Annotated in this window: 24 protein-coding genes; 13 read left to right on the top strand and 11 right to left on the bottom strand. The window is 68.8% G+C overall.

Annotation, left to right across the window (positions count from 1 at the left end; genetic code table 11):
• Positions 1–152: 152 nt before the first annotated feature.
• The 6 genes from AHIS1636_RS12565 (at position 153) to AHIS1636_RS12540 (ending at position 6,422) form a co-directional block, all read left to right on the top strand.
• Positions 153–1,508 (top strand): ABC transporter substrate-binding protein, encoded by a 1,356-nt coding sequence (locus AHIS1636_RS12565; RefSeq protein WP_264796176.1) that lies wholly within the window; start codon positions 153–155, stop codon positions 1,506–1,508.
• An 88-nt stretch (positions 1,509–1,596) separates the two neighbouring features.
• The gene (locus tag AHIS1636_RS12560; protein WP_264796175.1) at positions 1,597–2,562 is read left to right on the top strand and encodes a carbohydrate ABC transporter permease; all 966 of its coding nucleotides are present in this window, start codon (positions 1,597–1,599) and stop codon (positions 2,560–2,562) included.
• The gene (locus tag AHIS1636_RS12555; RefSeq protein WP_264796174.1) at positions 2,559–3,521 is read left to right on the top strand and encodes a carbohydrate ABC transporter permease; all 963 of its coding nucleotides are present in this window, start codon (positions 2,559–2,561) and stop codon (positions 3,519–3,521) included. The genes AHIS1636_RS12560 and AHIS1636_RS12555 overlap by 4 nt, the downstream gene beginning before the upstream one ends.
• Positions 3,518–4,639, top strand: coding sequence for a LacI family DNA-binding transcriptional regulator (locus AHIS1636_RS12550; RefSeq protein WP_264796173.1), 1,122 nt, complete (start codon positions 3,518–3,520; stop codon positions 4,637–4,639). Before AHIS1636_RS12555 ends, AHIS1636_RS12550 begins: the two co-directional genes overlap by 4 nt.
• Before the next feature lie 44 nt (positions 4,640–4,683).
• Positions 4,684–5,127: a YciI family protein gene (locus AHIS1636_RS12545; RefSeq protein ID WP_264796172.1), complete on the top strand. Its 444-nt coding sequence runs from the start codon at positions 4,684–4,686 to the stop codon at positions 5,125–5,127.
• A 26-nt stretch (positions 5,128–5,153) separates the two neighbouring features.
• Positions 5,154–6,422 carry an RNA polymerase sigma factor gene (locus AHIS1636_RS12540; RefSeq protein WP_264796171.1) on the top strand — a complete coding sequence of 423 codons (1,269 nt, stop codon included), beginning with the start codon at positions 5,154–5,156 and terminating at the stop codon, positions 6,420–6,422.
• A 44-nt stretch (positions 6,423–6,466) separates the two neighbouring features.
• On the opposite strand, the gene AHIS1636_RS12535 is transcribed toward AHIS1636_RS12540, so the two are convergent.
• The 10 genes from AHIS1636_RS12535 to AHIS1636_RS12490 all read right to left on the bottom strand — a co-directional run bounded on the left by AHIS1636_RS12535 (position 6,467) and on the right by AHIS1636_RS12490 (position 17,303).
• Positions 6,467–7,294 (bottom strand): DUF8083 family protein, encoded by an 828-nt coding sequence (locus AHIS1636_RS12535; protein ID WP_264796170.1) that lies wholly within the window; start codon positions 7,292–7,294, stop codon positions 6,467–6,469.
• Between the two features lie 2 nt (positions 7,295–7,296).
• Positions 7,297–8,100, bottom strand: a complete 804-nt coding sequence (locus AHIS1636_RS12530; RefSeq protein WP_264796169.1) for an exodeoxyribonuclease III — start codon at positions 8,098–8,100, stop codon at positions 7,297–7,299.
• A 63-nt stretch (positions 8,101–8,163) separates the two neighbouring features.
• Entirely contained in the window at positions 8,164–8,988 is an 825-nt protein-coding gene (gene nadE / locus AHIS1636_RS12525) for an NAD(+) synthase (RefSeq protein WP_264796168.1), read from the bottom strand.
• Positions 8,989–9,102: 114 nt separating this feature from the next.
• Positions 9,103–10,098, bottom strand: coding sequence for a sugar phosphate isomerase/epimerase family protein (locus AHIS1636_RS12520; protein ID WP_264796167.1), 996 nt, complete (start codon positions 10,096–10,098; stop codon positions 9,103–9,105).
• A 36-nt stretch (positions 10,099–10,134) separates the two neighbouring features.
• On the bottom strand, positions 10,135–11,355 hold the full coding sequence (locus tag AHIS1636_RS12515; protein WP_264796166.1) for a Gfo/Idh/MocA family protein: 1,221 nt from the start codon (positions 11,353–11,355) through the stop codon (positions 10,135–10,137).
• Positions 11,356–11,393: 38 nt separating this feature from the next.
• On the bottom strand, positions 11,394–12,242 hold the full coding sequence (locus AHIS1636_RS12510) for a sugar phosphate isomerase/epimerase family protein (protein WP_264796165.1): 849 nt from the start codon (positions 12,240–12,242) through the stop codon (positions 11,394–11,396).
• A 51-nt stretch (positions 12,243–12,293) separates the two neighbouring features.
• On the bottom strand, positions 12,294–13,517 hold the full coding sequence (locus AHIS1636_RS12505; protein WP_264796164.1) for a substrate-binding domain-containing protein: 1,224 nt from the start codon (positions 13,515–13,517) through the stop codon (positions 12,294–12,296).
• A complete protein-coding gene (locus tag AHIS1636_RS12500) occupies positions 13,517–14,632 on the bottom strand; it encodes an ABC transporter permease (protein WP_264796163.1) in 1,116 nt (371 codons plus the stop codon). The genes AHIS1636_RS12505 and AHIS1636_RS12500 overlap by 1 nt, the downstream gene beginning before the upstream one ends.
• On the bottom strand, positions 14,629–15,666 hold the full coding sequence (locus AHIS1636_RS12495; RefSeq protein WP_264796162.1) for an ABC transporter permease: 1,038 nt from the start codon (positions 15,664–15,666) through the stop codon (positions 14,629–14,631). Before AHIS1636_RS12495 ends, AHIS1636_RS12500 begins: the two co-directional genes overlap by 4 nt.
• Entirely contained in the window at positions 15,663–17,303 is a 1,641-nt protein-coding gene (locus AHIS1636_RS12490) for a sugar ABC transporter ATP-binding protein (protein ID WP_373875841.1), read from the bottom strand. The genes AHIS1636_RS12495 and AHIS1636_RS12490 overlap by 4 nt, the downstream gene beginning before the upstream one ends.
• Before the next feature lie 131 nt (positions 17,304–17,434).
• On the opposite strand from AHIS1636_RS12490, the gene AHIS1636_RS12485 reads away from it, so the two are divergent.
• Entirely contained in the window at positions 17,435–18,628 is a 1,194-nt protein-coding gene (locus AHIS1636_RS12485; RefSeq protein ID WP_373875840.1) for an ROK family transcriptional regulator, read from the top strand.
• A 3-nt stretch (positions 18,629–18,631) separates the two neighbouring features.
• Here AHIS1636_RS12485 and AHIS1636_RS12480 read toward each other — a convergent pair whose 3' ends face one another.
• Entirely contained in the window at positions 18,632–19,051 is a 420-nt protein-coding gene (locus AHIS1636_RS12480; protein WP_264796159.1) for a VOC family protein, read from the bottom strand.
• A gap of 144 nt (positions 19,052–19,195) precedes the next feature.
• Here AHIS1636_RS12480 and pyrE point away from each other — a divergent pair, with 144 nt between their 5' ends.
• The 6 genes from pyrE (at position 19,196) to fbaA (ending at position 25,916) form a co-directional block, all read left to right on the top strand.
• Positions 19,196–19,762 (top strand): orotate phosphoribosyltransferase, encoded by a 567-nt coding sequence (gene pyrE / locus AHIS1636_RS12475; protein WP_264796158.1) that lies wholly within the window; start codon positions 19,196–19,198, stop codon positions 19,760–19,762.
• A 25-nt stretch (positions 19,763–19,787) separates the two neighbouring features.
• Complete coding sequence (locus AHIS1636_RS12470; RefSeq protein WP_264796157.1) at positions 19,788–20,798, top strand: thioesterase domain-containing protein; 1,011 nt, start codon at positions 19,788–19,790, stop codon at positions 20,796–20,798.
• 78 nt (positions 20,799–20,876) lie between these two features.
• The gene (gene hrpB, locus AHIS1636_RS12465; RefSeq protein ID WP_264796156.1) at positions 20,877–23,552 is read left to right on the top strand and encodes an ATP-dependent helicase HrpB; all 2,676 of its coding nucleotides are present in this window, start codon (positions 20,877–20,879) and stop codon (positions 23,550–23,552) included.
• A 138-nt stretch (positions 23,553–23,690) separates the two neighbouring features.
• Positions 23,691–24,332: a TrmH family RNA methyltransferase gene (locus tag AHIS1636_RS12460; protein ID WP_264796155.1), complete on the top strand. Its 642-nt coding sequence runs from the start codon at positions 23,691–23,693 to the stop codon at positions 24,330–24,332.
• 255 nt (positions 24,333–24,587) lie between these two features.
• Positions 24,588–24,785: a hypothetical protein gene (locus AHIS1636_RS12455; protein WP_264796154.1), complete on the top strand. Its 198-nt coding sequence runs from the start codon at positions 24,588–24,590 to the stop codon at positions 24,783–24,785.
• A gap of 84 nt (positions 24,786–24,869) precedes the next feature.
• Positions 24,870–25,916 (top strand): class II fructose-bisphosphate aldolase, encoded by a 1,047-nt coding sequence (fbaA, locus tag AHIS1636_RS12450; RefSeq protein WP_264796153.1) that lies wholly within the window; start codon positions 24,870–24,872, stop codon positions 25,914–25,916.
• The last annotated feature ends 2 nt before the right edge of the window (positions 25,917–25,918 follow it).

Here is a 25,918-nt window from a genome sequence, read left to right as displayed (position 1 = left end):
ACGGTCACGATTGTGTATCGAATGTCCACAGGCTTGGCGGGCCCCTTGTCGGCGGCGAGCGTAAACGTTTACGTTAGCGCTACTCGATGCCTAACTGGTGGCCCGGGTGCGTCCTGCGCGGACCCCGGGCTGCCTGACCAAGGGGGAACACCATGGGAATTTCTCGCACCAAGAGGGGGGTCCTGCCGCTGGCCGCGGTCAGCGCGCTCACGCTGGCCCTCTCCGCCTGCGCCGGCAGCGGATCCGACGAAGGCCAAGGCGGCAGCGAGGCCGCCGCGGACTGCGCCGCCTACGAGAGCTACGGGACCTTCGACTCCAAGGAGGTCAGCGTCTACTCGACCATCACGGACCTGGAGGCCGAGCGGCTGGAAGACTCCTGGGTCGACTTCGAGGGCTGCACCGGCATCGACGTGGTCTACGAGGGATCCAACGAATTCGAGACGCAGATCGGCGTGCGCGCAAAGGCCGGCAATCCACCGGACATCGCGATCGTTCCGCAGCCGGGCCTGCTGGCCCAGCATGCCAAGGCCGGCTACCTGAAGCCCGCACCGGCCGAGGTCGAAGCGCTCGTCGACGAGAACTGGTCCGAGGACTGGAAGAGCTACGGCACCGTGGACGGTACCTTCTACGCTGCGCCGATGCTGGCCAGCGTCAAGGGCTACATCTGGTACGTGCCGGCCACCTTCAAGGAGAAGGGCTGGGAGGTTCCCAAGACCTGGGACGAGATGATGGCCCTGACCAAGACCATCGCCGACGAGGGCAGCATGAAGCCCTGGTGCGCCGGATTCGAGGCCGGCGAGGCCACCGGCTGGGCGGGCACCGACTGGATCGAGGACGTGGTGCTGCGGCAGGCAGGCCCGGAGGTCTACGACCAGTGGATCAGCCACGAGATTCCGTTCAACGACCCGCAGATCGCGAAGGCGTTCGACACCGTCGGTTCCATCGTGAAGAACGAGGACTACGTCAACGGCGGCTTCGGCGACACCCGCTCCATCCTGTCCACCACAGTGGAAGAGGGCGGCCAGCCTGTCCTCGACGGCAGCTGCGCGATGCACCACCAGGCCACGTTCCAGGCGGCCAACTGGCCGGACGGCACCAACGTGGCCGAGGACGGCGACGTGTGGGCGTTCATCACGCCGGGCCAGGAGGAAGGGGCCGGCGCAATCACCGGCGGCGGCGAGTTCGTGGCCGCCTATGCGGACCGCGACGAGGTGAAGGCCTTCCAGCAGTACATGGCCTCCGCCGACTTCGCCAACAACCGGGTCCGGCAGGGCGCGGCGATCAGCGCGAACAAGGGCCTGGACGCCTCGCTGGCGCAGAACCCGCTGGACAAGCAGTCGATCGAGCTGCTGCAGGACGAGAACACCGTCTTCCGGTTCGATGCCTCCGACCTGATGCCCGGCGCCGTCGGCGCCAACTCCTTCTGGGGCGGCATCGTCGAATGGATCAACGGCGCCTCCACCGAACAGGTGCTGGACTCGATCGAATCCAGCTGGCCCAAAGAGTAGCCGCTGACCGGTGCGGCGGGTCCGGTTCCCGTGCGGGACCGGGCCGGCCCCCGCCGTCGTTAGCTGCCGGCACCAAGGAGGTTGCCCCATGGAAGACTTTGGCGAGAAGTTCGTCCAGGTCGGCGTCGCGCTGGCCGTCTTTGCCGCCGTCATCGGCCTGATCATGCTGCTGGTGGACCGCGCGCCGAAGTCCTTCCGGGACAAGGCCACCATCATCGGGTTCCTGGCCCCGGCGGCGGTGCTGCTGGCCGTCGGGCTGGTAGGCCCGGCCGTGCAGACCACGCTGCTGGCCTTCACGAACAGCAGCGGGGAACCGAACGGCCTGGACAACTTCGCCTGGATGTTCACCCAGCCCGAGGCGCTGGTCACCCTGCGCAACACCCTGCTGTGGGTGGTGCTGGTGCCGCTGCTGTCGACGGCGGTAGGGCTCGCGTACGCAGTCTTCATCGACCGGGCACGCGGGGAAAAGGCGCTCAAGGCGCTGGTGTTCATGCCGATGGCCATCTCGATGGTCGGCGCCGGCGTGATCTGGCGGTTCGTGTACGCCTACCGCGGGGGCGAGCAGGACCAGATCGGCCTGCTGAACCAGCTGCTCGTCTGGGTCGGCGGCGAACCCAAGCAGTTCCTGCTCGACGCGCCGGAAAACACGTTCTTCCTGATCGCGGTGATGATTTGGATCCAGACCGGTTTTGCCATGGTCATCCTGTCCGCGGCCATCAAGGGAATTCCGATGGAGATCGTGGAGGCCGCCCGCCTGGACGGCGCGAGCCCGTGGCAGCAGTTCCGCAGCATCACCGTTCCGTCAATCCGCGGGGCACTGATCGTCGTCGTCACGACGATCACCATCGGCACGCTGAAGGTCTTCGACATCGTGCGGACCATGACGGCCGGCAACTTCGAGACCTCCGTGATTGCCAATGAGATGTACACCCAGGCCTTCCGCGCCGACGAGCCCGGCAGGGGTGCCGCGCTGGCGCTGGTGCTGTTCCTGATGGTGCTGCCCGTGGTGGTCTACAACGCCCGGCAGCTGAAGAAGCAGAGGGAAATCCGATGAGCGCCATTCCAGCAGACCCGGCCGCGGCTACCGCGACCATCACGGAGGAGGCCGTCGAAGCGCCGCGTCCGCCGCTGCCCCGGCGGGTAAAGCAGCGCCTGACCTCGCGCGGCGCCACGGCGGCGGCGATCATCATCGCCACGCTCTGGACGATCCCGACTTTCGGCCTCCTGGTCTCATCGTTCCGGCCGGAGGACAGCATCCAGGACAGCGGCTGGTGGACCTTCCTCGGAGATTTCCAGTTCACCCTGGCGAACTATGCGGACGTGCTCGCGTCCGGGCGCAGTTCCTCGCCCAACCTCGGGCAGTACTTCATCAACTCGCTGGCCATCGTGATCCCGGCGACCATCTTTCCGCTGGTCATCGCCTCCATGGCGGCCTACATCTTCGCCTGGGGCAGGTTCCGCGGCAAAGACACTCTGTTCATCTTCGTTTTCGCGCTCCAGATCGTCCCGCTGCAGATGGCGCTGATCCCGCTGCTCTCGCTGTTTATCAACCTCAAGATCGGCGAGTTCCAGCTGCTGCCGGCCGGTTCCTACGCCCAGCTCTGGATCGCGCACACCATCTTCGCACTGCCGCTGGCGATCTTCCTGCTCCACAACTTCATTTCCGAGATCCCCAACGAAGTCATCGAGGCCGCGCGGGTGGACGGTGCCGGGCACGCGACGATCTTCTGGCGCATCATCCTGCCGCTGTCCGTGCCGGCGATCGCGTCCTTCGGGATCTTCCAGTTCCTCTGGGTCTGGAACGACCTGCTGGTGGCCCTGGTGTTCTCCGGCGGGACGGCCGACGTCGCCCCGATCACGCAGCGGCTGGCCGAGCTCACCGGAACCCGCGGCAACGAGTGGCACCGCCTGACGGCCGGAGCCTTCATCTCGATGATCATCCCGCTCGCGGTGTTCTTCGGGCTCCAGCGCTACTTTGTCCGCGGCCTGCTGGCGGGTGGCCTCAAGGGGTGACCGGCACCGGGATCGACGGCGTCGCCCGGGCTTTGGGGGTATCGACCGCCACGGTCTCCCGTGCTTTGCGCGGGCTGCCCGGCGTATCCGCAGCCACCCGGGACCGCGTGCTCGCCGCCGCGGAGGAGCTGGGGTACGTGCCGTCGTCGTCCGCGGCGCACCTGGCCTCGGGCCGGACGATGGCCCTGGGCGTGCTGCTGCCGCGGATCGACGAGTGGTATTTCGCGGCCGCACTGGAGGGAGTGGACCGCGCCCTGCGCGCGGCCGGCTACGACCTCGTGGTGTTCAGCCTCGGCGGTAGCGGCCGGAACCGCGAACGGGTCTTCCACCGCTCGATGCTGCGCAAGCGCATCGACGGGCTGCTGGTCATGTGCATGGAGCTGACGCCGGAGGAGCTGGCGGCGCTGCAGCAGCTGGACTACCCGAGCCTCACGGTGGGCGGCTACGTGGAGGGACTGCGGAATGTGAGCATCGACGACTCCGCCGCGGCCGGGGACGCGGTGGATCATCTGGTCTCCCTGGGGCACCGGAAGATCGCCTACCTGGCGGGCGGCGACGGCCACGGAGTGCATTTCTCCGTGCCGGCACGGCGGGAGGCGGCCTTCCGCCGCAGCCTTGCCCGCCACGGACTGCCGGTCCGGCCGGAGTGGATGGTCTTCGGCGATTTCCGGTTCGGCGCGGCGAAGGAAGCGGCGGAACGGCTGCTGGGCGCGCCGGGGGAGCGGCCGACGGCGGTGTTCGCCTCTTCGGACGAAATGGCCTTCGGCGTGCTGGCGGCCGCGCAGGAGCTTGGCGTGCGGGTTCCGGAGGAACTGTCGGTCATCGGGATCGACGACCATGACTTCGCCGGACCGCTCGGCCTGACCACGGTGCGGCAGGACCCGCGCGAACAGGGGAGCTGTGCGGCCGGACTGCTGCTGGCCGAACTGCGAGGCCATCCCGCCCAGGCCAATCCGCCGTGGCAGCCCCATCGGCTGGTGGTCCGTCGCTCCACCGGCCCGCCCGCCGGCGCGCCCGGGTTCGACCGGCCGGGTCCGACCCTCCACGGCGAGGAAACGGCCGCCCGAAAATTATTCGTCGGTCCTGTCGATTTCCGATCCGCCCGTTCGACGCCATAGTAGAGGGACGCACTCCGGCTCCCTCGTCCAGCAAGGAGAGAACCATGAAATACATGCTCATCATGCGCAGCACCGACGAAGCCCTCGCCGCCTCCAAGGACATTCCGTTCGAGGAGATGATCAACAAGATGGGCGCCTACAACGAGTCGCTCATCAAGGCGGGCGTCATGCTGGCCGGCGAAGGCCTGGCCGACGTGTCCGAGGACGCGAACTTCGTCGTCGACTTCTCCGAGGAACCGCCGGTCATTTCCGACGGGCCTTACGGCGAAACCCACGAGCTGTTCAACGGTTTCTGGATCATCCAGGTCTCTTCCAAGGAGGAGGCCATCGAATGGGCCAGCCGCTGCCCGCTGGGACCGGGGGTCAAGCTGGAGGTCCGGCGCGTTACGGAGGCCGAAGACTTCGCGGACTTCGCCGAGAACGAGTACATCAAGAAGGAAGAAGGCTGGCGCGAGGAGGAAGCGCAGCTCCGCGCCGGGAACGGCTAGGTCCGCCGGAGCCTGCGGGGATGGCCATGCCGGGAACGTCTGCGGCCGAAGCGATCCGGCGCCGCCTCGACGCGCTTTGGCGCATCGAGGGCGCCCGAATCGTCGCCACGCTGGCCCGCGCCACCCGCGACGTCGGGCTGGCCGAGGACCTCGCGCAGGAGGCGGTGGCCGACGCGCTGGCGCAGTGGCCGGCAGCGGGGGTTCCGTCCAACCCAGGTGCCTGGCTTACGGCCGTCGCCAAGCGCAAGGCCATCGATGCCTGGCGCCGGGCCGAGCGGCTCGACGAGCATTACCGCGAGCTGGTCCGCGGCCTGCCGGAAAATGTGGAGGCCGAGTGGCAGCCGGTGGACGACGACGTGCTGCGGCTCGTGTTCATCTCCTGCCATCCCGTCCTCTCGCGCGAGGGGCAGCTGGCCCTGACCCTGCGCATCGTCGGCGGCCTGAGCACCGAGGACATCGCGCGGCTCTTCCTCGTCTCCGTGCCCACAGTCCAGCAGCGGATCGTGCGGGCCAAGAAGACGCTCGCCGCCGCCCGGATCCCGTTCGAAACCCCAGAACCGAATGAGTGGGGGGAGCGGCTCAAAGCGGTCCTGGCCGTGGTGTACCTGCTGTTCACCGAGGGCTATGCCGCTACCTCGGGCGACAAATGGTTCCGCCCGGACCTCGCCAGCGAGGCGCTGAGGATCGGCCGCGTCCTCGCAGGGCTGGTTCCGCACGAACCCGAGGCCCACGCGCTGGTGGCCCTGATGGAGTTCCAGGCCTCGCGGTTCGGCGCGCGCCTCGGGCCGGGAGGCGCGCCGGTCCTGCTGGCTGACCAGGATCGCAGCCGCTGGGACCAGGCCCAGATCCGGCGCGGCCGGGACAGGCTGGCGCGGGCCGACTCGCTGGGCCGGGGACGCGGCAACTACGCGCTCCAGGCGGCCATCGCCGAATGCCATGCGACGGCGCCGCGCTTCGATGAGACGGACTGGCCACGCATCGTACTGCTCTACGAGGCGCTCGGGCGGCTGGCGCCGAGCCCGGTGGTGGAGCTCAACCGGGCCGTGGCGGTGTCGATGGCTGCCGGGCCGGCGGCGGGGCTGGCCCTCGCGGACCGGCTCACGGCCGAAGGGGCATTGCGCGGGTCCCATCTGCTGCCCAGCGTGCGGGGAGAGCTCCTGGCCCGGCTCGGGCGGACGGAAGAAGCACGCGCCGAGTTCGCCGCCGCGGCGGCGCTCGCCAGGAACGACCGCGCACGGGAAACCTTGGAACGCAAAGCCGCGGACGCGGCACCCGGGGGAGCCCCGGCGTCGTAATTGGCCTGCTCCGACAGGCGCCGGGGAGGGGAGGCGGGCGCCGGTCAGGAGGCGCGGGCCAGCTGCCGGATCTTGATCCAGCGGGTGGCCAGCCGGCGGTAGGCCGCGGCGGCGCCCGTCATGTCCCCTTCGGCCAGCGATTCGATCCCGGCCTGGACGTCTCCGGGCGACTCGTCCGGATAGACCAGGTCCGCGACGCGCCCGTAATCGAGTTCGAGCATGCCCGTCAGCGTGAAGGTCTGCATCCACTCGGTGATCTCGGTCAGCTCGTCGAGCAGGTCCAGCCCCGGGGCGGCGACCGCCAGCGACGCCGCGGCGTAGCGGGCCCGGTCGATGCACTGGCTCAGGGGCGCGCTGATGCGGACCGTCTCGATACCGTGCTTGCCCTCCACGACCTCGGTGTGGTCATCCTCGCGGAAGAGGACGAACCAGCCGAAGGGGATGCCCCAGGTGCTGCTGCGGGTGTGCAGCTTCGCCAGCGAGTCGGCGAAGCTGTCCGGGTCCAGCCGCTGCTGCTGCGCGTCCCGCGCGGCCTCGGGCAGCAGCAGGCCGAGCAGCGGATTGTGCAGGCTGTGCGAGATGGATTCGGCGGCCAGCGTGCTGCGGACGGCCAGCTGGTTCGGGCAGTAGTACGGGGTGGTCAGGCCTTCGGGCGAGGGGTAGTGCAGCACCCTGACCAAGTCGTCGCTGCTGTGCGGGAACGGATCGGACACCGTCCGGGTGATCCGGCCCAGCGACAGCCCGCGGTCCAGCTCCTCCGTGTCATTGCGGTCCCGGTTGCGCTGGTCCATGATGAGCACCTGCTGCTCATCGGCGAACGCGTCGAGCGGTTCGAAGACCCGCAGATAGGAGACGTACGGGAAGCTGGCCATCGCTAGTCCAGCTCCACGATCACCGGCGCATGGTCGGAAGCGCCCTTGCCCTTGCGTTCCTCCCGATCGATCAGGGCGCCGGAGACGCGGTTGGCCAGGGCCGGGGAAGCCAGCAGGAAGTCGATGCGCATGCCCTGCTTCTTCGGGAAGCGCAGCTGGGTGTAGTCCCAGTAGGTGTAGACGCCCGGACCCGGGTGGAAGGGACGGACGACGTCAACGAACCCGGCCTCTTCGAAGGCGTGGAAGGCGGCCCGCTCCGGCTCGGTGACGTGCGTGTAGCCTTCCCGCCGGAACAGGTCGATGTCCCAGACATCTTCGTCCCGCGGTGCGATGTTCCAGTCGCCGGCCAGGACGATCCGGGCCTCCGGGTCCGCCTGCAGCCAGCCGGCCGCGTTGCTCCGGAGCACGTCCAGCCACTTGAGCTTGTACGGCATGTGCGGATCGCCGATGGCGCGGCCGTTGGGCACGTAGAGGCTCCAGACCCGGATGCCGCCGCAGGTTGCCGCTATGGCCCGGGCCTCGGCATGGACCGCGTCCTCGGTCTTGCCGAAGTGCGGCTGGTCCAGGAACGTGCGCTCGACATCCTCGAGCCCGACGCGGGAGGCGATGGCGACGCCGTTCCACTGGTTCAGCCCGAAGTGGGCAACCTCGTAGCCGTTCTTCTCGAAGAGGTCCCACGGAAAGTTCTCGTCCGTCGCCTTGGTCTCCTGGATGGCAACGACGTCGACGTCGGAGCGCAGCAGCCATTGTTCCAGGCGGTCGGCACGGGCACGGATGGAGTTCACATTCCAGGTAGCAATCTTCACAACTGCTACGTTACCCAACCGGCCGGGCTGAGAGCGCACCGCGGCCGGCCTGTGGCGGAAGGGTCAGCTCCTCCACCACTTGTCGAAGATGCTCACGGGCACCGTGCGCTTGTGCCGGGTCTGGAGATAGCGGCGCTCGATGCTCTCCGCGACCGCCTCGGGCACGTCGCGGCCCTCGAGGTAGTCGTCGATCTGGTCGTAGCTCAGGCCCAGCTCGTCCTCGTCGGTCCGGCCGGGCTGATCGTCGAGCAGGTCCGCCGTGGGCGCCTTCCGGTAGAGCCGTTCCTCGGCGCCCAGGTGCTGCAGCAGCTGCCGGTTCTGGCGCTTGTTCAGGCCGAACAGCGGCAGCACGTCGGCGCCGCCATCGCCGAACTTGGTGAAGAAGCCGGTCACGGATTCCGCGCCGTGGTCGGTTCCGAGGACCAGGAGGTCGTGGTGGCCGGCCAGGGCGTACTGCGCGGTCATGCGGACCCGCGCCTTGATGTTGCCCCGGTCGAAGTCGCTGATTTCCTCGCCGGTACCCTTGGAGAACTCGTCCGAGAAGCCCTCGACGGCCGGGCCGATGTTGAAGGTCAGCGAGGTGGCGGGCGCGATGAACCGGAGCGCGGCCTGGGCGTCCTCCTCATCGTGCTGCACGTTGTGCGGCAGGCGGACCGCAATGAATTCCGCTTCTACGCCCTCGGCCGCCAGCTCGTCCACGGCCATCTGCGCCAGCTTGCCGGCCAGCGTCGAATCGAGGCCGCCGCTGATGCCGAGCACGAAGCCCTTCATGCCCGTGGCTTTCAGGTAGTCCTTGAGGAATGCGACCCGCTTGCGGACTTCCTCCGCGGGATCAATGGCGGGCCGGACGCCCATTTCGTCGATGATGGTGCCCTGGAGTTCACGCATATTCACAGCGTACTCGGTTGCCTGTTTCGGGAAAGTTACGACGGCGGATTGGTCCGATACCGATCCCGCGGCGGGACGGCCCGGCCTGAGCCGCGCCGCAGGCGTCGCCGCCCGCTATTGCGTGAATGCGGCGTCGAAGGACCCGGCCGGCGGCTCAAAATCGAACCTTTTCAGGAAGGCCAGGGCCTCGGGCGCGCCCTGCATCCTGTCCATCCCCGCGTCCTCCCATTCGACGCTGATCGGCCCGGGATAGCCGATAGCAGCCAGCGCGCGGAAGCTGGCCTCCCACGGGACGTCGCCCCGCCCCGCCGAGACGAAGTCCCAGCCGCGCCGCGGATCGCCCCAAGGCAGGTGCGACCCGAGCCGGGTGTTCCGCCCGGTGATCCGCAGCTTGGTGTCCTTGCAATCCACATGGTAGATCCGGTCCTTGAAGTCCCAGATCAGCGAGACCGGATCGATGTCCTGCCACATCATGTGGCTGGGGTCCCAGTTCAGCCCGAAGGCTTCACGCCGGCCGATGGCCTCCAGCGCCCGGGCCGTCGACCAGTAGTCGTAGGCGATCTCGGAGGGATGGATCTCGTGCGCGAACCGCACCCCGCATTCATCGAACACGTCCAGGATCGGGTTCCACCGGTCCGCAAAGTCGCGGTAGCCGGCGTCGATCACCTCCTGCGGCACCGGGGGGAACATCGCCACGTACTGCCAGATCGAGGAACCCGTGAAGCCGACCACGGTCTTCACGCCGAGCCGCTGCGCCAGCCGCGCCGTCAGCTTCATTTCCTCTGCCGCACGCGCCCGGACGCCGTCCGGATCGCCGTCGCCCCAGACCTTCGCGCCGACGATGCTGCGGTGCCGGAAGTCGATCGGGTCGTCGCAGACAGCCTGGCCCTTCAGATGGTTGGAAATCGCCCAGACCTTCAGCCCGTGCCGCTCCAGGATGTCCAGCCGGTCCTGGATGTAGGCGTCGTCGTCCCAGCGCCAGGCGTCCAGGTGGTCTCCGGAGACGGCGATCTCCAAGCCGTCATAGCCCCACTGCCCGGCCAGCTCTGCAACCTTCTCGAACGGCAGATCGGCCCACTGGCCGGTGAAGAGCGTGTAGTTGCGTGGCATGGCTGCGGGTTGCTCCTTTGCGTAGGGGTCGACGGGTCAGCGCGCTTCGCCGGCGGCTTCGGTGCTGCTTGAGCTCGGGGGGCCGGAGACGGGGAGTCCGACGGCGGCGCCGTCCTTGGCCGCGCTGCTTTCGATCGCGGCGAGCACCCGCTGCACGGCCAGCCCGTCGGCAAAGGACGGCTCGGGCCGGCGCCCGCCGGCAATGGCTGAGAGGAAGTCGGCGGCCTGGCTGGTGAACGTATGGTCCCAGCCGAGCACATGGCCCGGCGGCCACCACGCCTCGACATAGGGGTGGGCCGGTTCGGTGACGAGGATCCTGGCCGCACCCTGCAGTGCGTCCGGAGCCTCGGCGTCGTAAAAATGCAGTTCGTTGATCCGTTCCAGATCGAAGCGCAGGCTGCCACGGGAGCCGTAGGCCTCGATCTGCAGCGCATTCTTCCGGCCGGTGGCGCACCGCGAGGCCTCGAGCGAGACCACGGCGCCCGAATCCAGTTGCAGCGTCGCCCAGACCGCATCGTCCACCGTCACCGGCTCAGGCCCGGACGGCCCTTCGCGCTCCGGAACAAACGTCGATAGCCGGGCGGAAACGCCGGTGATGCACGCACCGGTGAGGAAGTGCACCTGGTCAACCGCGTGCGACGCGAGATCGCCCAGCGCCCCCGAGCCCGCCGTCTCCCGGCGCAGCCGCCACGTCATCGGCGCAGCCCGGTCGGCGAGCCAGTCCTGCAGGTAGGCGATCCGCAGCTGCCGGAGCTCGCCCAGCCGGCCTCCCGCGATCATGGCCCGAGCCTGCGCGAGGGCCGGGACCCTGCGGTAGTTGAAGCCGACCATGGACATCGTCCCGCCGGCCGCTGCGCGTTCCGCGGCCGCCGTCATCAGCTCGGCCTCCGCCACGCTGTTGGCCAGCGGCTTCTCGACCAGCACGTGCTTGCCGGCTTCCAGCGCGGCGACGGCCAGCCCGGCGTGCAGCTGGCCCGGCGTGCAGATATCCACGATGTGGATGTCCGTCCGCCCAAGCACGCGCCGCCAGTCGGTGGCGCTTTCGGCCCAGCCGTACCGGTCCGCCGCCGCCGCCGCCCGGCCGGGATCCCGCCCCACGATGATCCGCTGCGCGACGGCGGGGGATCCGTAGAAGGCACTGACGTTCCGCCACGCGTTCGAGTGGGCCTTGCCCATGAACGAATGCCCCACCACGGCCACCCCCAACGGGGCCGTGATGGCTGCCGGGCCGGCCTGGCCGGACGCGGTTGCGGTCATCGTCTTCCTCTTTTCCTAATGGCTGCGGCGGGACGCCGTCAGAGACTGCGCAGGAATGCGAGCCCGTCCGTGGCCAGCCGGTCCTGGCTTGGTGCAAGCGGCCGCCAGATCGATGCAGCGACGGCGATCGAGGCGTTGTCCGCGGTGAAACTCTCGATATTGATCGGCCCCGCGTAGCCGACGTCGTCCAAAGCCTTGATGATCCCGGCCCAGTCCGTCTGGTCTCCTCCGGGAGCACCGCGGTCATTGCCGCAGACCTGCAGGTGCACGAGGTGTTCGCCGGCGGTGCGGATGGCGGCGGCGCTGGAGCGCTCCTCGATGTTCAGGTGGTAGCTGTCCAAGGCAAGGCCGACGCCGTTGCCCAGCAGCGGCCCGAGCGCTTCCAGCGCCTGTTCGGTGGTGTTGAGCAGCGAGGTCTCGTAGCGGTTCAGCGGTTCTATGCCCAGTACGACGCCGGCCTCCGCGGCTTCGGCGGCCAGCGGCGCCAGGTTTTCCCGCAGCTGGCGGTACGCCTCGGTGCGCTCCGCCGCATCCATCCGCCACACCCGCCCCGTGCGGGAGTAGAACGGCCCGCACACGGCCGGAGCGCCAACGTCGTGCGCCATCCGGATGCAGGCCCGCAGGTACTCCTGCGTGGCGGCGATGGTCGGCTCGTCCGCCAGCAGCAGCTCCCGGCCCGGGGCCATCGCGCCGACGATGAAGGGTTTGAGGCCGGTGCGCTCCAGCGCCCCGCGGACGGCCGCGGCACTGAAGTCCCCGGCGTTCTCCAGCGGCAGTTCGACGGCGTCGAAGCCCAGGGCCGCGATGTGGTCGAGCAAAGGGGGCAGGCCGGCATCGGTCAGCGGTGACTGCCATACCCAGGTGTTCACGCCGATCAGCCTCGTCACGGCCTGCCTCCCTTCGCTGCTTGGATGGTGCTGGTTGGTGCGGGCCCGGCGTCAGGGCATCTGCCGCTGCTGCCAGACGTCCGGGTAGCCGGGCAGGTCCTCGCCGCCGAATTTGGCGTAGTGCCCGTCCGGCATGCCGTCGTTGCGCTCGAGCCAGTCGTCAAGCTCCTCGGCAGGGATCGGCTGCTGGGGCAGGACCCATTCCGCCGGGACCTCCTCGCCGGCGAAGATCTTCTGCACGGCCAGCAGCGGGGTCCGCCACTGGAAGTTGGAGTAGACCGGAGCCAGCGCGTCGATACCGGTCTCCTTCCACTTGCGCAGGAAGCTCAGCTCGTCCTCTCCCGTCATCACGGGCAGGTCCTTGCCGGCATCCTCGAAGGCTTCGATAGCAGCCACGGCGCCGTCGCCGGCGTCCATCCAGACGCCCTGGACATCACCGGTGGCCAGTTCGTCGGAAATGATCTTCTTGATCTCGGTGGGATCGGCGTTGGTGAAGTAGTCCGTTGCCTCGATGCCCTTCTCGGCGAAGATCTTTTCCGCGGCCGCCCAACGCTGTTCCAGCACGTCCACGCCGGGCAGGATGCGCAGCGCGACAACCTTGTCGCCCTCCTGCAGCCGCTCGGTCAGGAAGTTCGCGCTGTCGATGCCCCAGGCGAAGCCGCCGATTGGGTGGATGAACGTGGTCGCGCAGTCCGTCTCGACGCCGCGGTCGAAGACCACCACGGGCTTGCCGGTTTCGCAGGCACGTTCAACGGCAGGCGTCAGCGCCGCCGTGGAATTGGGCGAAATGATGAAAGCGTCGCAGTTGCCTTCGTTGATGAAGTAGTCGATATCCGCGATCTGGGTGTTGTCGTTGTCCTTGGCATCCCGGGTTTCCATCTCGGAGACCACGCCCTCGTCCTGCAGGACCTTCAGCTGCTCGTTCATGGTGATCCAGCCGGTCTGGCGCCAGGGGTTGGAGATGGACGCGTTGGCGAAGCAGACCTTGTGGCCGCCCTCGCTGGCGAATTTCGACGTGTCGGTCATGTCGCCGGCGATGTACTGGAGCCAGGGCTCATCCGGGCTGCCTTCGAAAGTGGCTGTGCGCTGCTCGTTCTGCTCGTCGTAGAGCGCCTGGTCGAACCATTCGGTCTGCTCGGTTGCACCGGGCGAGGCGCCTTCCGAAGCGGTGCCGGTGTCCTCTGTAACGGACGGGTCGGTGGTGCATGCGGTCAACGCCAGCAACGATGATGCCGCTGCGAGCGTTACCGCTGTCCGGATCCCCTTGGTACGCATCAGTATCCGTTTCCTCCCTGTTCGGTGCCCTCGGCGGGCTTTGCTGACGTTGCGGTAATGCGGTGTTGTTCGGCGCGGGCCGGAAGGGCGCTGCCCCTGCGCCGGCGCTGCCAGGACCGGGCTGCTGCAGCCACGGCCACGATGATGATGACGCCCTGCACGGTGTCCCGCCAGGTGGACTCGACACCCAGGAAATTCAGCAGCGTGAAGAGCGACTCCAGCGCAAAGGCCCCGGCGGCGGCGGAGAGCAGCCAGCCGCGGCCGCCGCCCAGCACCACGCCGCCCAGTACGACGGCGGTAATCGCCGTGAATTCGTATCCCCGGCCGACCGAGGGGTGCACGCCGGCATACCCGACCAGCAGGATTCCGCTGACCGTCGCCGCCAGCGAGGAGAGCATGAAGGCCCTGGTCCGGACCCACCAGACCCGGGCGCCGGTCAGCGCCGCCGCGGCGGAGTTGTCCCCGGCGGCGATGAGTGTCCGCCCATAAGGCCGGCGCATCAGCCAGAATCCCAGTGCGGCCGCCACGGCCAGGATGATGACCGGGTACGGGATGACGCCGAAGACCGGTACGTCCTGGATCCCGCCGCGGCCGATCTGGCGGAAGCTGTCGGCCGGATTCCCCTGGGCTGCGCCGCCGGTCCAGAACATCACCAGCCCGAACAGGGCGAGCATCATGCCCAGCGTGACAATGAAGCTGGGCACCTTCAGCAGCGTGGTCACCAGGCCGTTGATCAGCCCGATCAGCGCGCCGAGGACCAGCATGAGCAGCAGCACCGGAAGGACTTTGGCGTCGTCGTCCCCGATCAGGTTTCCGGCCACAATGACCTGCATCGTGACGACGGACCCCATGGAGAGGTCGAACTCGCCGGCCACGATCACGAAGTACTGGCCGATTGCGGCGATCGCGATCGGCGCAGTGCGGCCGATGAAGCGGATGAGGGACTCCGGTTCCCCGAAGGACGGATTGGCAACGATGATCGCGGCCAGCAGCGCCACCAGCAGGAGGAAAACGGCGCCCCCGGGAGTGGCCAGGCCGCGCAGGAAGCGTTCGCCGGCGCCGGCGCGGTTCTGCTCCAGGACGGCGGCGCCGGCAGGAGGCATGGTCCGGCTCATGCCGCCACCTCCTGCTTCCTGGCGGGTTCTTCCGGCTGCCCGTGGCCGAAGCGGGGCTGCCGCTTGACGATGCTGCGCCGGGCGTAGACGGCCACGGCGACCACGATGACGACGCCGCGGACCACGTCCTTCAGGAACGGGTTCACCTGCATGACAGACATGATGTTGTCCAGCATGGCGAAGATGAGGACGCCGCCCAGGGTTCCGGTGATGGTTCCCTTGCCGCCGGAGAGCAAGGTTCCGCCCAGGACCACCGCAGCGATGGAGAGCAGGTCGTAACCGCCCTGGGATCCGACGGTCGGGCTGCCGACGCCGAGGCGGCTGGCCAGCAGCAGCCCGGCCATGCCGGCCAGGAGCGAGCAGAGGACGTGGGCCGTGATGATCGGCGTCTGGACGCGGATGCCGGACATCCGGGCCACGTTCAGGTCGCCGCCGACGGCGTAGATGTGGTGGCCCGTCCGCGTGCGGTGAAGCAGCAGCATGGCGAGGACGGCGCAGCCGAGCATGATCAGGGTCGAGATCGGCACCGGTCCCAGGCCCGTGGCGCCGACCAGCCGGAAGGCGAACGGAGCCTGGCCGAAGCTGCCCTTGAAATTCGTGGCCAGATAGCCGCTGATGATCAGGCCCATGCCCAAGGTGGCGATGAAGCCGTGCACTTTGAGGCCTGCGACAATCAGGCCGTTGGCCAAGCCGATCACTGCGGCGGCGCCCAGGGCCAGCAGCACGCCGGGCAGGATGTTCGCGCTGCTGTTGGCCATGACGCCCGCTGCAATCAGGCTTGTCAGGCTGGCGACGTACGGCACCGACAGGTCGAGGCTGCCGACCAGGATGACCAGGGTCTGCCCGATGGCGATGAAGCCCAGCACACTGGTGCCCGTGAGGATGCTGGAGATGTTCCCGGGGCTGAAGAAGTTCCGGCCGGTAGTGGCGACCAGTACGGCTCCGACGATGAGCGTCAGGAGGGCGACGAGGTAGACGATCCGGGTTGAGGACAGGCGGGCGAAGAAACCGCCGGCCTTGCGGGTGCTGTTCATGCCGGTTCCCCCTCACCTTCGCCGCCCGGCGGCGGGAAGCTGCCGGAACGTGCGCTGCCGCCGTCGTTGTGTCCGTTGCCGTTCCGGGCGCCCGTGGCCAGCTGCAGGACTGCCTCTTCGCCTGCACCGGCCGGCAGCTCACCGGCGAGGCGGCCGTCCCGCATTACCAGGATCCGGTCCGACATGCCGATGACCTCGGGCAGTTCGCTGGAAACCATCAGCACGGCCGCGCCCTCGGCAGCGAGCTGGCGCATCAGGCGGTAAACGGCCACCTTCGCGCCGACGTCTATGCCGCGGGTGGGTTCATCCAGCAGGACGATCCGCGGACTGATCGCCAGCCACTTGGCCAGGACCACCTTCTGCTGGTTGCCGCCGGAGAGGTACTGCACTTCCTGGTCCAGGTCCCGGGCGACGACTTCGAGGGTGGAGAACATGCCCGGGACTTCCTGCCTTACGGCGCCCGTCCGGCGGGGGAAAACCGAGCGGATCACGCTGAGCGCGTTGTCGAGCAGGGACAGGTTCAGGCTGAGCCCCTCGGCCTTACGATCCTCGGTGATCAAGGCGATGCGCCCGCGGATGGCCTGCCGGGGCGAACGCGGCAGCAGCTCGATGCCGTCGACCCGCATGGTTCCACGGGTGAAGGGCTGTGCGCCGAAAACGGCCTGCACGAGCTCGGTGCGGCCGGAGCCCTGGAGCCCGGCGACGCCCACGATCTCTCCGGCTTCCACTGTGAGGTTGATGCCGTCGACCTGGTCGTTGCCCGCGTCGGAAAGTTCCAGCAGCGCAGTGGTGGACGGCGGTTCAGCCATCTCGTCCTCCGGCAGCTTGTCCGGAAAGTAGGCCGACATCGGCCTGCCGACCATCATCCGGACCAGGGCTGAATCGTCCAGCTCGGCAGCCGGCCGGGTGTCGACGATGCGGCCGTCTTTCAGGACAGTGATCGTGTCGCACAGGTCGAAGATTTCGCGCAGCCGGTGCGAGACGTAGAGGATGGCCGTGCCTCGCTCGCGCAGCCTCTCGATGATGGCGTAGAGAAGGTCCACCTCCGGACCGGCCAGGGCGGCCGTCGGCTCATCCATGGAAATGATCCGTGCGTCATAGCTAATGGCCTTGGCGATCTCGACGATCTGCTGCTCGGCCACGGAGAGCGATCTGACCTGCGCCGTCGGCCGGATGCTGGTGATGCCCAGGGAGGCGAGCAGATCCGCCGTCGTCCGGTTCATGAGTGCGCGGTTGACGAACAGGCCCTTGCGCGGTTCGCGGCCGAGGTAGATGTTCTCCGCCACGGACCGGTCCGGCAGCAGGTTGAACTCCTGGAAGACCGTGGACAGGCCGGCCTCGTGCGCCTGGGTGGGATGGCTGAAGTGGACTTCGCGGCCGTCGATCAGGACGGTGCCCTGGTCCCGCTGGTAGACGCCCGCGAGGACCTTCATCAAGGTGGATTTTCCGGCGCCGTTCTCGCCGACCAGGCCGTGGACCTCTCCGGCATGCAGGCTCAGGGCTGCGTCCTGGAGTACCGGAATGCCAAAGAAGCTCTTGCCCAGCCCGCGGACTTCAAGCACCGGCACTCGTCCAGGGCGCCCCGCCGGCGCCTCGCCCGCCCCCGCGGAGGGATCAGGGGCGGCATGTTCGCTCATGAGCTTACCCACGCGTCCAACTGTGGCACGGATCACAGACTTTTGTCGATAGTCAATCAAAAGTAGCGCACGTGGACGAAATTAGTCGGGGGCAGACGAACGGAAGAGCAGCATGTTTTACTGAAAGCGTGTTGAAGCCCACTGCTGCGCCGGCCGGGAGCGCCTTCCCGGCACTGCCCGGTGCGAGCGACATTTTCCAGCTGCTGCGCGACGGCCGGCCGCGCACGCGGTCCGAGCTGGCGCAGCTGACGGGCCTGGCCCGGTCCACGGTCGCGTCCCGGGTGGAAGCGCTGCGGAAGCTTGGCTACATCGCACCCTTCGGAGGAGCCGCCTCCACCGGCGGCAGGCCGCCGTCGTTGTTTGCCTTGAATCCGTCAGCGCGGGTGGTAGTAGGTGCGGACCTTGGCGCCACGCACGCACTGGTCAGCCTGTCGGACCTCGCCGGCGAAGTCCTCGTCGAAGAGCGGGAGGCGCTGAACATCGCGGACGGGCCGGAAAGAGTGCTGGACTGGCTCGCTTCGGCGATCCGCCGCCTGCTGGAGCGAGCGGGCCGGGCCCCCGAGGACCTCGGAGCCATCGGCATCGGGCTGCCCGGGCCGGTGGAGCATGAAACGGGACGGCCCATCAATCCGCCGATCATGCCGGGGTGGGACCGCGCAGACGTTCCGGCGATGGTGCAGCGCTACTTCAACGTGCCCGTGCTGGTGGACAACGATGTCAATATCATGGCGCTGGGTGAGCAGGCGGCCGCGTGGCCGGAGGTCCGGGACCTGATGTTCATCAAGGTCGCCACCGGGATCGGGGCCGGGATCATTTCCTCCGGTCAGCTTCAGCGCGGCGCCCAGGGCACGGCCGGGGACCTCGGCCACGTCCGGGTTCCCCGCGGCGGCGATGTGCTGTGCCGCTGCGGGAACACCGGCTGCCTGGAGGCACTCGCGGGCGGACCCGCGCTGGCGGCCGTCCTGGCGGGGGAAGGGCGGGAGGCCGAGACCAGCCAGGACGTTATCGACCTTGTGCGCGCCGGCGACCTGCAGGCGATCCACGTGGTCCGCCAGGCCGGCCGGGATATCGGCGATGTCGTGGCGACGTGCGTCAACCTGGTCAATCCTTCGGTAATAGCGATCGGCGGCAGCCTGGCGCAGGCGGGCGAGCACCTGCTGGCCGGCATCCGCGAGGTGGTCTACCGGCGGTCGCTGCCGCTGGCCACCGAGCATCTGCGCATCGTACCGTCGGTGGCCGGGCAGCGGGCCGGCGTGCTGGGCGCGGCTTCGATGGCCATCAGCCACGTGCTCTCGCCCGAAGCCATCGAAGCTGCCACGCGCTAGCCGCTACTGCTGCGGCTGGCCCGCGATGTTGACCAGCCAGTTGATGCCGAACTTGTCCGTCAGCATGCCGAAAGTGTCTCCCCACGGCGCTTTCGAGAGCTGCTCGGCAACGTTGGCGCCCTCCGCCAGCTTGTCCCAGTAGCCGCGCAGCTCCGCCTCGTCATCGCCGCTGAGCGATATGGAGATGTTGTCCCCCGGGTTGTGATCCATGCTGTTGGGGGTGTCCGCACCCATCAGGACCAGGCCGTTCGGCGCCTCCAGCATGGAGTGCATCACCTTGTCCTTCTCAGCCGGATCATCGCTGGCGCCGAAGTCGCCGAAGGTGCTGGTGTTCAGGTTGCCGCCGAAAACCGAGTGGTAAAAGGCCATGGCTTCGCGGGCGTTGTCGCGGAAACTCAGGTATGGATTGAGACGCGTGGTCATATCGTGTCCTTCTCTCTTGAGCTCTTTGGGACGTACGGGTCCCAGTATTCAGCGCAGAATGGATGAGCGGAAGCCCCGGACGGGGGCATCCGCCCCTGGCAAGGGTCGGCGGGGCGTACGCGCGCGACTATTAGACTGGTGGGCATGACCCAGACTTCTTCCGTGGACCGCGCCCGCCTGCTCGAGTTGATCAAGGAACTGGCGGTGGTCCGCGGAAAGGTCACGTTGTCCAGCGGCGCCGAAGCGGACTACTACATCGACCTGCGCCGCGTCACGCTGCACCATGAGGCATCGCGGCTGGTGGGCCGGGTCATGCTGCAGATGCTGGACGAGGCGGGCATCGATTTCGCGACGGCGGGCGGCCTGACCATGGGGGCGGATCCGGTCGGGACGGCCGTCATGCACGCCGCCACTGACGCCGGCCGCGAGATCGACGCGTTCGTGGTCCGCAAGGCCCAGAAGTCCTACGGCATGGGCCGCCAGGTGGAGGGGCCGGACGTGAAGGGTCGGCCCGTCGTCGTACTGGAGGACACCTCGACGACCGGCGGTTCCGCGCTGACAGCGGTGGAGGGCGTCCGCAACGCCGGAGGCGACGTCCGGGCCGTGGCGGTGATCGTGGACCGCGACACCGGTGCCAAGGAGCGGATCGAAAAGGAAGCCGGCGTGCCCTATCTGTTCGCCTTTGGCAAGGACGAGCTGGGCCTCGACTAGGCCGCTGGCGGCGGCCGGCAGCACCATGGCTTTTCGCGAGGACGAGCACGCCCGCCGGCTGAGGCTGGCCGCCGGGATGCACCGTGTCTCGCGGCGCTCGTTCCTGGTCGGGTCCGCCTTCGGGCTGGCCACCGCGGTCGACCTCGTGGCCACCAAGACCGTCCAGGAGCAGCGCCGGCTTCCGCAGATCCTGAACCTGCCCGATACATACGCAGAAGAGAATTTTCCCAGCACGAGCTGGATCCTCTTTCCCGGCTACAAGACCAGCTGGGAAGAGGGCCTGTTCATCCTGCACTCTCTGCGACCCGCGCTGACGCAGCGGGGACAGATGGCCGTGGCGGGATATTCCAACCAGGGCATGGATCTCCAGCATCTCGCCGAAGTGCTGGACCGGTACGTCCACGAGCGGCAGCTGCGGCACCTGTACTTCTACGGGCACAGCTTCGGCGGCATGGTCGCGGTGGAGATGGCCGCCCGCATGCTGGCCAAGGGTGTGGACGTGCGGCTGATCATGATGGATTCCAGTCCGTACAGCCGCTTCGATGTGCTGGACCGGGCGATGTTCGAAAGCGTCGTCTTCTTTTATGAGGCCGGCTACCGCGTGCCCAGCTACCTGCGCGGCGGCTACGAGCTCGGCGAACGGATCGTCAATAAGCACGAGCGCAGCTGGCGCCAGGTCCTGGAACAAACGTTGGAGCAGTTGTCCCCGCTGGCGGTCTCCAGCACGCTGATCCAATCGCAGTCCTCATACATCTACCACTTCGACGCCAAGCGCTTCCAGCACAGCATCGGCGACACCAAGATCGCCTGGATGGGCAATCCCGACGACAGAACGGTGGACTATCGGACCGCGCGCCGCAGCTGGAGCGTGAACTTCAAGGCGAACCTGCTCACTGCCGACCTCGTCACCCACGGAGCGCTGCCGGCGCACGCGTCGCCGCAGTGGAACCCGGGCATCTACCAGCCGCTGATCGAGGGGGTCGAGGACGAGTTCTTCCCCATGCCCGGCGGGGGCAAGAGCGTGTCGGTGAACTAACCCTCCACAAGACCGCGGCGTCCACACGGCGAGGGCCGCCGGAGCTTCTGCCACCTGCCGGAGGGGAGAATGGGAAGCGTGACAGCCTCGCCCCGTGTTCCCGATGCCCGTGACCTGTTCGACCTTGCCGCCATAGGTCGCGGCCTGGTTTTCGCGCGGTCGCTGGACGAGCTCGCGGCGGCGCTGAACGAGGGCGCGCCGGCGGGCACCGCGGTGGTGCAGGCGCCGCCGGGCACCGGCAAGACCACGCTGGTCCCGCCGCTGGTGGCCAACCTCGCCGCCGGCAGCACCTCCGCGGGGCAGCGCCCCCGGGCCCGCGTGGTGGTCACGCAGCCGCGCCGGGTCGCCGCCCGCGCCGCGGCACGCCGCCTGGCCTTTCTCGACGGCGGCCGGCTGGGCGACCGGGTTGGCTACACGGTGCGTGGGGAGCGCAGGACCGGCCCCGGCACGCTGATCGAGTTCGTCACGCCCGGCATCCTGCTGCGCCGCCTGCTCGCGGATCCCGGGCTGGAGGGGACGGCGGCGGTGGTCCTTGACGAGGTGCACGAGCGCGGACTGGAGACGGACCTCCTGGTGGGCATGCTCGGCGAGGTCCGGCAGCTGCGCGATGACCTGGCGCTGGTGGCGATGTCCGCCACCCTGGACGCACCGCGCTTCGCGTCCCTCATCGGTAAGTACGATGGCGGCGGGCTGGCCCCCGTGGTCGACTGTCCTTCCGCGCTGTATCCGCTGGAGGTGGACTGGGTCCCGGCGCCGGGTCCGCGGCTGGACGAGCGGGGCGTCACCCGCGTCTTCCTGGACCACGTGGCGGACACGGCGGCCGCGGCACATCGGCGCGCGGTGACCCGTGACCCCGATGTCGATGCGCTGGTCTTTGTTCCGGGTGCCCGCGAGGTCTCCCACGTTGCAGCGCGGCTCGGCGGGAGGGCCGCGGGGACCGAGGTGCTGGAGCTGCATGGCCAGGTCAGTTCCGCGGCGCAGGACCGCGCCGTCTCCGGCCGCGAACCCGGCGGCCGCCCGCGCATCATCGTCTCCACGGCCCTGGCCGAATCCTCGCTGACTGTGCCGGGTGTGCGGCTGGTGGTGGACTCAGGACTAGCCCGCGAGCCGCGCCGCGATGCGAACCGGGGAATGTCCGGCCTGGTCACGGTCTCCGCCTCGCGGGCGTCCTCCGAACAGCGGGCAGGCCGCGCCGCCCGGCAGGGACCGGGCACCGTGGTCCGCTGCTACGACCAGAGAAGCTTCGCCGCGGCGCCGGCTCATCCAACCCCCGAAATCGCCGCCACGGACCTGACCGGTGCGGCGCTGGTCCTGGCCTGCTGGGGCGCCCCCGGAGGGAAAGGCCTGGCGCTGCCCGATGCGCCCCCCGCGGGAGCCATGGAGGAGGCCATGCAGGTGCTGCTCGGCCTCGGCGCAGCGGCACCGGACGGCCTCGCAACCGAGCTGGGCCGGACGCTCGCCCGGATCCCGGCCGACCCGCGGCTGGCCAGGGCACTGCTGGTCGGCGCCCGGCTGCTCGGAGGGAAAGCCGGCGCCGGGCGCGCAGCCGAGGTGGTTGCCATGGTCGAGGGGGAGGCCAGGGCCCCCGGGGCGGAGCTCACCCGGCTCCTGCCGGAGCTGCGCTCGGGCAGGCATCCTGCCTCCGGCCGCTGGCGGGAAGAAGCGCGGCGCATGGAAACGATTGCCCGGGAGGAAGCCGGCGGCGCCGTACCGGACGTGTTATGGCCTGACAGGGAGGTACCCGTGGCGGACGTGGAAGCCGTAGGGCTCGTCATCGGGCTCGCCTTCCCGGAGCGCGTGGCGCGGCGGATGCCGGGGCAGGGCCAAGCGCAGGAGAGCTACCTGCTGGCCTCCGGAACCCGCGCCGGGCTTCCTGCCGGCAGCTCGCTGGCCGGTCACGATTGGCTGGCGGTCGCCGAGGTGTCCCGCGCGCAGGGACGCGACGCCGCCGGTACGGGAGCCGTAATCCGCGCGGCCGCACCGCTGGCAGCGGACACCGCGGAAGCCGCCGCCGGACATCTGCTGAGTGAGGACGTGCAGGCGAGGTTCGACGGCGGGAAGGTCGCCGCGCGGCGCGAACGCCGGCTCGGGGCGATCCTGCTGGCCTCCACGCCGGTGAAGCCGTCGGTGCGGGAGGGCCACGCGGCGGTGACCCGGGCCTTGGCGGCCGAGGGGCTGGGCAGGATCGGCTGGTCCGATGCCGCCGACGCGCTCCGGCGCCGGCTCGCCTTGCTGCACCGCGAACTGGGAGAGCCGTGGCCGGACATGGCCGAGCAGGCGCTGCTGCTGCGGCTCGAGGAATGGCTGGCGCCGGAGATCGACGCGCTCGCCGGAGGAACCCCGGTTGCGCGGATCAGCCTCGCAGACCCGCTGCGTCGGCTGCTGCCTTGGCCGGAAGCCGGCCGGCTGGATGAGTTGGCGCCGGAGCGGCTCGAGGTGGCCAGCGGTTCGCGGGTGCGCATCGATTATCCGGACGTGGGGAGTGACAGCGGGCGGCCCGTGGTGGCGGTCAAGCTGCAGGAGTGCTTCGGCTGGGCGGAGACGCCCCGGCTGGTGGACGGACGGGTGCCGGTGCTGTTCCACCTGCTCTCCCCGGCCGGCCGGCCGCTCGCGGTGACGGACGACCTGGCCTCCTTCTGGTCCGGTCCGTATGCCCAGGTCCGGAGCGAGATGCGCGGCCGGTATCCGAAGCACCCCTGGCCCGAGGATCCGTGGACAGCTCCGGCCACGGCGAAGACCAAGCGCCGGATGTAGGCAGCGGATGACGGTGCCGCCCGCTTCGTCGGCGTGGCGGAGCTCGGGTCGCTGCCCCCGCATCGGAGCCGCGCGCCGGAGCCTCAGGCATGTCCCGCCGTCGTTAGCCCGGCCGCCGGGGTCGCCTACCCTTGAAAGGTGGAAGAGAACGATAACGCCGCCCCCGCCGCACCGAGCGTGGGCGTGGGGCCCTGGGAGGGGCCGGTGCCAGAGGGCGGGCACTGGGATCCCGAACTGCTGGCCAACGGAGACACCCGGAACGTGGTGGACGAGTACCGGTACTGGAAGCACGAGGCGATCGTCGCGGACCTCGATGCCCGCCGGCACAGCTTCCACGTGGCGATCGAGAACTGGCAGCATGACCTGAACATCGGCTCGGTCGTGCGCACCGCCAACGCGTTCATGGCCAAGGAAGTCCACATCATCGGACGACGGCGGTGGAACCGGCGCGGGGCGATGGTCACCGACCGCTACCAGCACGTGCGGCACCATCCCACCGTGGAGGAATTCGTCGCCTGGGCGCAGGATGAAGGACTGCGCATCATCGGAATCGACAACTTTCCGGATTCCGTGCCGCTGGAGACCTACGACCTCCCGGAAAACTGCGTGCTGGTGTTCGGCCAGGAGGGGCCGGGGCTGACGCCGGAGGTGCACCAGGCCGCGGACGCGACGCTGTCCATTGCCCAGTTCGGCTCGACCCGTTCCATCAACGCGTCCGCGGCCGCGTCCATCGCCATGCACGCGTGGATCCGGCGCCACGTGTTCGGCCAGAAGGTCTGACCCGCGCCGGGCCACCGACTTTCGACTCTGTCGGACCTCGCTGCTCATGGCAGATCATGGACCCAGGCGTCGTGGACATCGGCGTCTGACCGGGCAGGATGGAACGCCATGACAGCAGGACAGGGACGGTTTCACCAGGCACAGCCTAGGGCGGCATCCCTGGCCGGGAGCCGGGAGGGCCGTCGGCTTGGCATTGCCTGCACCGTCTTCGGGGCGCTCGCGGTTGTGGCTTTTCTATGGCTGTGGGCGTTGTCCGTGAGCCCGGCCTTGAATCCGCCCGACTGGATCCGGATCCTCGGTATCGCCGGGTTCCCGATTGGCATCGTCGGCTCGGCGGCCGCTGCCGTCGCGGCCCGCGGCACGGCAGCCGGACGGGCGTGGATCGCCGCCGGTCTGTCACTGGCTGCCGCTGCGCTCGCGGGCTTCATCATCCTGGTCGCGGTTCTGGGCTGAGGACGCTTCACAGTTCTTTGTCCATGCCGCGCGTGCGGGGCCGCTGGCTAGGATGGGACATGGAGGCGTGAAGTCCCCAAGAACTTGTCTCTCTATCAAGGAGTCCGCATGCCTGTTGCAACCCCTGAGATCTATGCCGAGATGATCGACCGCGCCAAGAGCAGCGGCTTCGCCTACCCTGCCATCAACGTGACGTCGTCGCAGACGCTCAACGCCGCGCTGCAGGGCTTCGCCGATGCCGGCTCGGACGGCATCATCCAGGTTTCGACCGGCGGGGCCGCCTACTGGTCCGGCGCCGGCGTCAAGGACATGGTCGCCGGGTCGCTGGGCTTCGCCGCGTTCGCCCGCGAGGTCGCCAAGAAGTACCCGGTCAACGTCGCCCTGCACACGGACCACTGCCCGAAGGACAAGCTGGACGGCTTCGTGCTGCCGCTGCTCGCCGAGTCCGAGGCCGCGGTGAAGCGCGGCGAGGATCCGATCTTCCAGTCGCACATGTGGGACGGCTCCGCCGAGACCCTGGAAGAAAACCTGCGCATCGCCGAAGACCTGCTGGCCCGCACCGCGGCCGCCAAGATCATCCTCGAGGTGGAGATCGGCACCGTCGGCGGCGAGGAAGACGGCGTCGAGAACGAGATCAACGAGAAGCTCTACACCACCGTCGACGACGGACTGAAGACCATCGAGGCCCTCGGCGCCGGAGAGAAGGGCCGGTACATCACGGCGCTGACCTTCGGCAACGTCCACGGCGTCTACAAGCCGGGCGGCGTCAAACTGCGTCCCGAACTGCTCAAGCAGATCCAGGACGAGGTCGGCGGCAAGATCGGCAAGGACAAGCCGTTCGATCTGGTGTTCCACGGCGGCTCCGGCTCCTCGGCACAGGAAATCGCCGACGCGGTCTCCTACGGCGTCATCAAGATGAACGTGGACACGGACACCCAGTACGCCTTCACCCGTCCGGTGGCCGGGCACATGTTCGCCAACTACGACGGCGTGCTCAAGGTTGACGGCGAGGTTGGCAACAAGAAGACCTACGACCCCCGCGTGTGGGGCGCCGCCGCGGAGAAGAACATGGCCGCCCGCGTTGTCGAGGCTGCCCAGCAGCTCGGCTCCGCCGGAAAGTCGGTCAAGTAGAC

It is taken from the genome of Arthrobacter mangrovi (assembly GCF_026011795.1).
GTDB classification, from domain to species: Bacteria; Actinomycetota; Actinomycetes; order Actinomycetales; family Micrococcaceae; genus Crystallibacter; species Crystallibacter mangrovi.
Note: the sequence above shows the minus strand (reverse complement) of the source record. Positions and strands in the feature narration are given on the sequence as shown.

What these genes read in the sequence shown, in the direction of transcription:
- AHIS1636_RS12565 (WP_264796176.1), top strand. Translation starts at nt 153, where the DNA reads ATGGGAATTTCTCGCACCAAGAGGGGGGTCCTGCCGCTGGCCGCGGTC.
- AHIS1636_RS12560 (WP_264796175.1), top strand. Translation starts at nt 1,597, where the DNA reads ATGGAAGACTTTGGCGAGAAGTTCGTCCAGGTCGGCGTCGCGCTGGCC.
- AHIS1636_RS12555 (WP_264796174.1), top strand. Translation starts at nt 2,559, where the DNA reads ATGAGCGCCATTCCAGCAGACCCGGCCGCGGCTACCGCGACCATCACG.
- AHIS1636_RS12545 (WP_264796172.1), top strand. Translation starts at nt 4,684, where the DNA reads ATGAAATACATGCTCATCATGCGCAGCACCGACGAAGCCCTCGCCGCC.
- AHIS1636_RS12540 (WP_264796171.1), top strand. Translation starts at nt 5,154, where the DNA reads ATGCCGGGAACGTCTGCGGCCGAAGCGATCCGGCGCCGCCTCGACGCG.
- AHIS1636_RS12535 (WP_264796170.1), bottom strand. Translation starts at nt 7,294, where the DNA reads ATGGCCAGCTTCCCGTACGTCTCCTATCTGCGGGTCTTCGAACCGCTC.
- nadE (WP_264796168.1), bottom strand. Translation starts at nt 8,988, where the DNA reads ATGCGTGAACTCCAGGGCACCATCATCGACGAAATGGGCGTCCGGCCC.
- AHIS1636_RS12520 (WP_264796167.1), bottom strand. Translation starts at nt 10,098, where the DNA reads ATGCCACGCAACTACACGCTCTTCACCGGCCAGTGGGCCGATCTGCCG.
- AHIS1636_RS12515 (WP_264796166.1), bottom strand. Translation starts at nt 11,355, where the DNA reads ATGACCGCAACCGCGTCCGGCCAGGCCGGCCCGGCAGCCATCACGGCC.
- AHIS1636_RS12505 (WP_264796164.1), bottom strand. Translation starts at nt 13,517, where the DNA reads ATGCGTACCAAGGGGATCCGGACAGCGGTAACGCTCGCAGCGGCATCA.
- AHIS1636_RS12500 (WP_264796163.1), bottom strand. Translation starts at nt 14,632, where the DNA reads ATGAGCCGGACCATGCCTCCTGCCGGCGCCGCCGTCCTGGAGCAGAAC.
- AHIS1636_RS12495 (WP_264796162.1), bottom strand. Translation starts at nt 15,666, where the DNA reads ATGAACAGCACCCGCAAGGCCGGCGGTTTCTTCGCCCGCCTGTCCTCA.
- AHIS1636_RS12490 (WP_373875841.1), bottom strand. Translation starts at nt 17,303, where the DNA reads ATGAGCGAACATGCCGCCCCTGATCCCTCCGCGGGGGCGGGCGAGGCG.
- AHIS1636_RS12480 (WP_264796159.1), bottom strand. Translation starts at nt 19,051, where the DNA reads ATGACCACGCGTCTCAATCCATACCTGAGTTTCCGCGACAACGCCCGC.
- pyrE (WP_264796158.1), top strand. Translation starts at nt 19,196, where the DNA reads ATGACCCAGACTTCTTCCGTGGACCGCGCCCGCCTGCTCGAGTTGATC.
- AHIS1636_RS12470 (WP_264796157.1), top strand. Translation starts at nt 19,788, where the DNA reads ATGGCTTTTCGCGAGGACGAGCACGCCCGCCGGCTGAGGCTGGCCGCC.